Origin of the sequence: Halodesulfovibrio sp. (assembly GCF_015482765.1) — a bacterium.
Classification (GTDB): Bacteria; Desulfobacterota; Desulfovibrionia; order Desulfovibrionales; family Desulfovibrionaceae; genus Halodesulfovibrio.
Genome location: NZ_JADMLB010000017.1, coordinates 128,932 through 135,383 on the forward strand (window position 1 = coordinate 128,932; position 6,452 = coordinate 135,383).

General features: G+C 45.3%; 5 protein-coding genes. 2 read left to right on the forward strand and 3 right to left on the reverse strand.

Features of this window, described 5'->3' with window-relative positions; translation table 11 throughout:
• Positions 1–115: 115 nt before the first annotated feature.
• On the forward strand, positions 116–604 hold the full coding sequence (locus QZY95_RS03100; RefSeq protein WP_290919228.1) for a cytochrome P460 family protein: 489 nt from the start codon (positions 116–118) through the stop codon (positions 602–604).
• 210 nt (positions 605–814) lie between these two features.
• Here QZY95_RS03100 and aspS read toward each other — a convergent pair whose 3' ends face one another.
• The 3 genes from aspS to QZY95_RS03115 all read right to left on the reverse strand — a co-directional run bounded on the left by aspS (position 815) and on the right by QZY95_RS03115 (position 4,952).
• A complete protein-coding gene (gene aspS / locus QZY95_RS03105) occupies positions 815–2,644 on the reverse strand; it encodes an aspartate--tRNA ligase (RefSeq protein ID WP_290919230.1) in 1,830 nt (609 codons plus the stop codon).
• Between the two features lie 141 nt (positions 2,645–2,785).
• A complete protein-coding gene (gene hisS / locus QZY95_RS03110) occupies positions 2,786–4,024 on the reverse strand; it encodes a histidine--tRNA ligase (RefSeq protein ID WP_290919232.1) in 1,239 nt (412 codons plus the stop codon).
• A gap of 136 nt (positions 4,025–4,160) precedes the next feature.
• Positions 4,161–4,952 (reverse strand): class I SAM-dependent methyltransferase, encoded by a 792-nt coding sequence (locus QZY95_RS03115; protein ID WP_290919234.1) that lies wholly within the window; start codon positions 4,950–4,952, stop codon positions 4,161–4,163.
• Positions 4,953–5,468: 516 nt separating this feature from the next.
• Here QZY95_RS03115 and QZY95_RS03120 point away from each other — a divergent pair.
• Entirely contained in the window at positions 5,469–5,999 is a 531-nt protein-coding gene (locus QZY95_RS03120; RefSeq protein WP_290919236.1) for an acyl-CoA thioesterase, read from the forward strand.
• Positions 6,000–6,452: the final 453 nt, after the last annotated feature.

A 6,452-nucleotide genomic window follows, 5' to 3' on the forward strand; every position in this document is an offset into this window, starting at 1 on the left:
AAAAAAGAATGCATTGTATAGCAATTATAAAGCAAAAATCAACAAGTAATAAAACACATTGCAGAATGGATAGTGTATACCACTTTTAGATCATTCGACAATTCGGAGGGGTCCTATGAAACAGAGTATTCTTTTTGTGTGCTTCATCTGCTCGTTATGTTTGTTTTCAGCATGTTCAGTGTTTCGACCTGCTCAAGGAGAAATGCCTCCGATGACAGATGCAGCAACTTTGTGGCAGTACATTACGGTTACAAATCCATATACAGAATGGAGATTGACCGATGAAACTGAAGGCATAAAAGAAGCTGATCCTCCGCATGGTCCGCTTGTTAGGGTGTATCCTAATAGAATTGCCAGAGTTTCAGAGTACACGGCTAACGAGGGGGCCATCATTGTTATGGAAAATTATGATAAAGACGGAACAACACTCCTTACCATAGACCTCATGCAAAAGCGCAACAACTACGCCCCTTCCGCAGGAAATTGGTATTGGGCTTCGTATGAGGCAAACGGAACGGTTATTAAGGAAGGGAAAGTCAAACAGTGTGTTGAGTGTCACGTCAGCATGGCGTTTGATGACTATACGTTTATTCACAAATGGTGATTACGCATAAACGATAAAAACCTCTCCTACTTTCCGTTGGAACTGCTCTGACACCCCGAATTGAGCAGTGCAAACTCCTCGTTTGCTGTGGCGTACCCGCACAGTAAACAAAAAGGCAGAAGCGTAGATGCATCACTACGCTCCTGCCTTTTTTATTTTTATTCAGGTTATGCGTTGCATACCCTGTTCTCGGCAGAGAGTTTTATACTGCTACTCTGCAGCTTCTTTTTTTACTTCACGAAGACGAAGGCTCAAGTCGCGCAACTGAGTGCTGGAAACAGCAGATGGTGCGTTTGTGAGCATGCAGGTGCCTTTCTGAGTTTTAGGGAAGGCAATAACGTCACGAATGGAAGGGGAGTTTGTCAGGATCATAACAAGACGATCAAGGCCGAATGCGATGCCGCCATGTGGTGGTGCGCCGTATTCAAATGCTTCCATAAGGAATCCGAACTGTTCTTCTGCTTCTTCTTTGGAGAATCCAAGTGCTGAGAACATTTCTTCCTGACGCTCACGGTTATGCATGCGAATAGAACCGCCGCCTACTTCGCTACCGTTGAGTACGAGGTCGTATGCGCGAGCTTTAGCGTTAGCAGGGTCGGTTACCATCACGTTTTCTTCGCCGTCCTGAGCAGAGGTGAACGGGTGGTGACATGCCACGTAACGTTTTTCCTCAGCATCGTATTCGAAGAGCGGGAAGTCCGTTACCCACAGGAAGTTGTAGGTATTTTCAGGGATAAGGTCGAAACGTTTTGCCACTTCGATACGCAAGTAACCAAGAGCATTGTTAACCATATCTGAAGGACCAGCCTGGAAGAATACGATATCGCCAACTTCAAGGCCGAGTTCTTCGGTGAGACCTTTACGTTCTTCATCAGAGAGGAATTTAGCAATCGGGGACTGCCATTCATCTTCTTTGATTTTGATCCATGCAAGACCCTGAGCGCCGTAGATTTTTACGAAGTCAGTGTACTGGTCGATTTCTTTACGGGAAAGAACTGCGCCGCCCGGTACGCGCATGGCTTTAACGAGTTCTGCGCTGGAGAAGAGGCGGAAGCCGGAATCTTTTACAACGTGGCTTACGTTTTTAAGGCGCAGGTCAAAGCGGGTATCCGGTTTATCAAGACCGTATTCTTCAATAGCCTGATCGTAGGTCATGCGTGGGAAGGTGTTTGGAATTTCTACATCCAGACACTCTTTGAATACACGTCCAACAAGGCCTTCAGCCATATCCTGAACCTGCTTTTCGTCAGCAAAGCTCATTTCGATATCAACCTGGGTAAATTCAGGCTGGCGGTCAGCACGGAGGTCTTCGTCACGGAAGCAACGAACGATCTGGTAGTAACGATCCATGCCTGCAGTCATGAGCAGCTGTTTAAAGATCTGCGGAGACTGAGGAAGAGCGTAGAATTCACCCTGATTTGTACGGCTTGGTACGAGGAAGTCACGTGCGCCTTCAGGGGTAGACTTTGTGAGGAACGGAGTTTCCACTTCAAGGAAGTCCAGTTCGTCGAGGTAACGGCGGATTGCCTGAGCAGCGCGGTTACGGATGATAAAGTTGTTAGCAAGCTTCGGACGACGAAGGTCGAGGTAGCGGTATTCAAGACGCAGGTTTTCAGATGCGTCAACGCGGTCTTCAATCTGGAACGGAGTAGTTTTAGCAGTGTTGAGCAGTTTCCACTCTGTTACATATACTTCAACTTCGCCTGTTACCATGCCGGTGTTGGTCATGCCTTCTGGGCGATGACGAACTTCACCTTTAATAGCAACAACATATTCAGTACGCAGAATATGAGCAAGTTTGTGTGCTTCTTTGTTCACGTCAGGGCTGAATACTACCTGAGTAAGGCCTCTGCGGTCACGAAGGTCGATAAAAATCAGGCCACCATGATCGCGACGGAACTGCACCCAACCCATCAGGCATACTTCTGAGCCGATATTATTGGCATTCAGCTCGCAGCAATTATGGGTGCGAACCCACCCGTTAAGAGGCTCGATGTACTGCTGATGGTCCTGCTGAATATCCAGATTTTGATCGCTCATTCTCGTTTCCTTTAAAAATGTAGTAAAGACAGCCAGGCTGTCCAACGGTTAGGGGTTCTACACGAATGGTGTTATCAGATTGCGAAAAAAGCAGGCGGTATACAGTGACAACGCCTGCTGTGCTTATTGCTTCTGATTAAATTATATATGCTCAATAAGTTCAGACTGGGCAACAGTGACTTGTTCACCTGTTTCCATGTCTTTTACTACAACAGTCTTAGCTGCCAGTTCGTCGCCGCCAAGGATTAATGCTTTGCATGCGTTTTTCTTACCGGCTTGGCGCATCTGTGCTTTCATGGATTTGGAAGCAAAGCTTACGTCACCTTTTTTGCCTGCGAGACGAAGAGCCTGCGCAAGCATGAGGCCATCTTCAAGGCCGTTTTCATCAAGAACTGCAATGTAGAAGTCCGGTTGTTCAACTTTGTGTTCGCCAAGCATAAGAGCAAGACGCTCCATGCCGCAGGCAAAGCCGATACCCGGTACATCTGCACCGCCTAGTTGTTTGATAAGGCCGTCGTAGCGACCGCCGCCTGCAACAGAACTTTGAGAGCCGATTGCGGTGGACACAACTTCGAAGGTGGTACGGTTGTAGTAATCGAGACCGCGAACGAGGCGGTCGTTCTGAGTGAACGGAATATCTGCAGCACGTAATGTGGAAAGTACCTTGTCGTGGTGAGTTCGGCAGGTTTCACATGTGTGCTCAATGATTGTCGGGGCGTTTTCAGTTAATGCCTTACAGGTTGGAACCTTGCAGTCCAGAACGCGAAGCGGGTTAGTTTCCATACGGCGACGACAGTCTTCACAAAGCTCTTCTTTGTTGAGATTTGCAAGGAAAGTGCGCAGTGCTTCGTTGTACTTAGGACGACATTCACGACAACCAAGAGAGTTGATTTCGAGAGAGAGCTCTTTGAGACCAATCTTAGTGAGGAAGGTCATAAGCATAAGGATAACTTCTGCATCCGCATGCGGCTCATCCGGTCCGAGACACTCACAGTTGATTTGATGGAACTGGCGCATACGTCCTTTTTGAGGACGTTCGTACCGGAACATCGGGCCGAAGGTGAAGAGCTTTGAAATTTGCTCTGATGCGTTCACGTTGCCTTCAATGTAAGCACGCATAACACCTGCGGTTGCTTCCGGACGCATAGTAAGGGAACGACCTTTGCGGTCATCAAATGTGTACATTTCTTTTTGTACAACGTCTGTTTCATCGCCGATGGAGCGTTTGAAAAGTTCGGTACGTTCAATAATAGGCGTACGCAATTCTTTATATCCAAAGCTGCCAAAAACGTCGCGTGCAACAGTTTCCATAAAGGTAAAGGTATCGCTCTCCGGAGAGAACATATCTGCAAAACCTTTAATTCTTTTTACTTTACTCATGCCGGTTCCTAAAAAATTGTAATTTTTTCCATGTGCTACAACACAAAAGTGTAGCAAATAAAAGGTGCTGTCCGCACACAAAAAAAGCTGTATCGACAAAATTGTGTCGAAACAGCTTTGGGTAGTCTAAAGTTGCTTATTTGTCAAAACTTGAAGTGGAGTTTCTGGCAGCAAGGTTTGTTCGACAAGCATTGATAATAGCCGGTTTTGTACGCCGTTTTTTTGTGAAAAGAGGAATAGCAGTTTTTGTGTCGTTTTTGTCTACGCAAATTCCGGATAATGCTCCGAGGCCGTAGGGGAGAATTCTGCTGTTTATCCAGCTGCACATAGGCGTGTCTTTCCATGAAGAAACGGGACCGAGAAGGATTGAACGTCGAGTCAGAGCACCGGTATCCACCAGTCCTCGAAATATTTTTTCCAATTCCAGCGGGGTCATCCAATTCCTATGTTGAATGCATCCAGATTGGGTGCGGTTACGGAGCAGGTAGTAAAGAGACCACTTTGAGTAAACGGTGACAATGACACCATAAGAGGCAACACGTAACGCCTCTGTTAACACTGCTTCCGGATCATCAACAAATTCAAGAACAGAGCCTATGCCTACGTAATCAAACTGTCCGTCATCAAAGGGGAGGTGTTCTGCTCTGCCCAGAAAGAATTCTGCACGGCGTCCCATACGTTCTCTGGCTTCAGCTAGCATACGGGGCGAGCAATCAAGGCCGGTAACATCAAATCCTGCGTGGTAGAACATTTCTGTCATGAGGCCGGTGGCGCATCCAACTTCAAGAAATCGTCTGCCGCGTCGTGGCCATCCTGAAATTAAATCTACAATGAGTTTCATTTTAGATTGTAATGCCATGGTTCCAGCAGGAGATTCTATCCACTGTTTGTACTCATCTACAATATTTTCATTAGCCCAAATAGTCATAATCAACTACCTTTCAATAAAGGACATCATGTATATTTTTGAACTGATTGAAGATACTATTTACGCCACTGGGTCCTTGAAAACAATAGTAAACCTTGTCTGCATTAATAAAAAAAAGTGGAATTCAGAAGTTTATAGGAGATATAACGCGACTACACTTTTTTACAAAATTTGTGATTGCGTGATGTATTGTTAAAGGTGTGAACGTTGAATGTGACCAATTGGTGCGAGGCGTAGTGCTAAATTGCTTTACTGGCATGAATCAACACAACTTACGTTTGCATCAAGATACATCTTTTTACCATTGATTGTAATTGAAACATGTTGTTCTCTTGAACATGACGCTCGATAAAGATTGCAGGAAGAGTTGGTTATCGTTAATGCAGAACTTCTTGCATATTTTATAGTTCAACATTATGACAGCACTTAGAAAATAAAAAGATATTAGGTAGATGTGTTGCCGTTAACCGTAAAGAGAGATATAGACCCCCAGTTATTCTGGGTAAGGAAGGCTATATGAAAGGTCGGAGTGTATCCAGTAGTGAAACGTTTATGACCCACCGCGCGTTACCGGGTGATACAAATGCTGCAGGCAACGTACACGGTGGTGTTATCCTTAAGCACATAGATCTCGCGGGGGCTGTGTGCGCTATGCGTCATGCCAGAGGATGCTCGGTTGTGACAGCTTCTATAGACCGCATGGAATTTAAAGCCCCTGTTCATGTAGGCGAGCTTATGATGCTTAAGTCCAGCGTTAACTTTGTAGGTTCAAAATCTATGGAAGTTGGTGTCAGGGTAGAAGCAGAAGACTTGTTTACGGGAAACATCAGGCATGTTGCTTCCGCATATCTTACTTTTGTCGCAATGGGACCTGAAAAGAAGGCCACCTCCATTCCGCCATTAATTGTTGAATCAAAAACGCAGGAGCGCAGATTGCAAGAGGCAACTCTGCGTCGTGCCGCCAGACGTGCAGAGCGTCAGCGTGAAAAACAGACTCAGGATGAAATGGAACAAAGTTCTATTTATAGTCCTGAAGAACTGTTTTAAATTTTTTTATTGCCGTGTGCGCAGGAGTGGCATGCAGATAGTTTGTGCAGGCAGGCATAATAGATTGTTAACAAGACAAAATCGCCGTCTTGTTAAAAGGGGGCTTTGGGTTATATAAGCTAAGCTATTTTGTGCACCAATACCCAGATTCAGCAGACCCCTACCCTGCAGAACATGATCGTGCACAAAGAGCAGAATCCCCCTTCTATCGCTTAGGTACCCATTGCCCCCAATTACTTCTCATCGACAGGCATTCTTCTTTCTTTACACATTTATGATTTTTCTTGTTTTTCAAATTAAGTCAGGTGTTTATCTTTTATTTTAGGTGTTTGTGTGTTGGAGTGGAAAAAGTCAAAACGACGGTCTGTTAACAGAAGATGTCATGAATTTTATCTGAAAAAAATACTCAGAATTTTGGTTACAAACTAAGAAAGAGCAGCCGGTAGTCACTGG

Coding starts and splice junctions, on each gene's coding strand:
- QZY95_RS03100 (WP_290919228.1), top strand. CDS start 116: ATGAAACAGAGTATTCTTTTTGTGTGCTTCATCTGCTCGTTATGTTTG.
- aspS (WP_290919230.1), bottom strand. CDS start 2,644: ATGAGCGATCAAAATCTGGATATTCAGCAGGACCATCAGCAGTACATC.
- hisS (WP_290919232.1), bottom strand. CDS start 4,024: ATGAGTAAAGTAAAAAGAATTAAAGGTTTTGCAGATATGTTCTCTCCG.
- QZY95_RS03115 (WP_290919234.1), bottom strand. CDS start 4,952: ATGACTATTTGGGCTAATGAAAATATTGTAGATGAGTACAAACAGTGG.
- QZY95_RS03120 (WP_290919236.1), top strand. CDS start 5,469: ATGAAAGGTCGGAGTGTATCCAGTAGTGAAACGTTTATGACCCACCGC.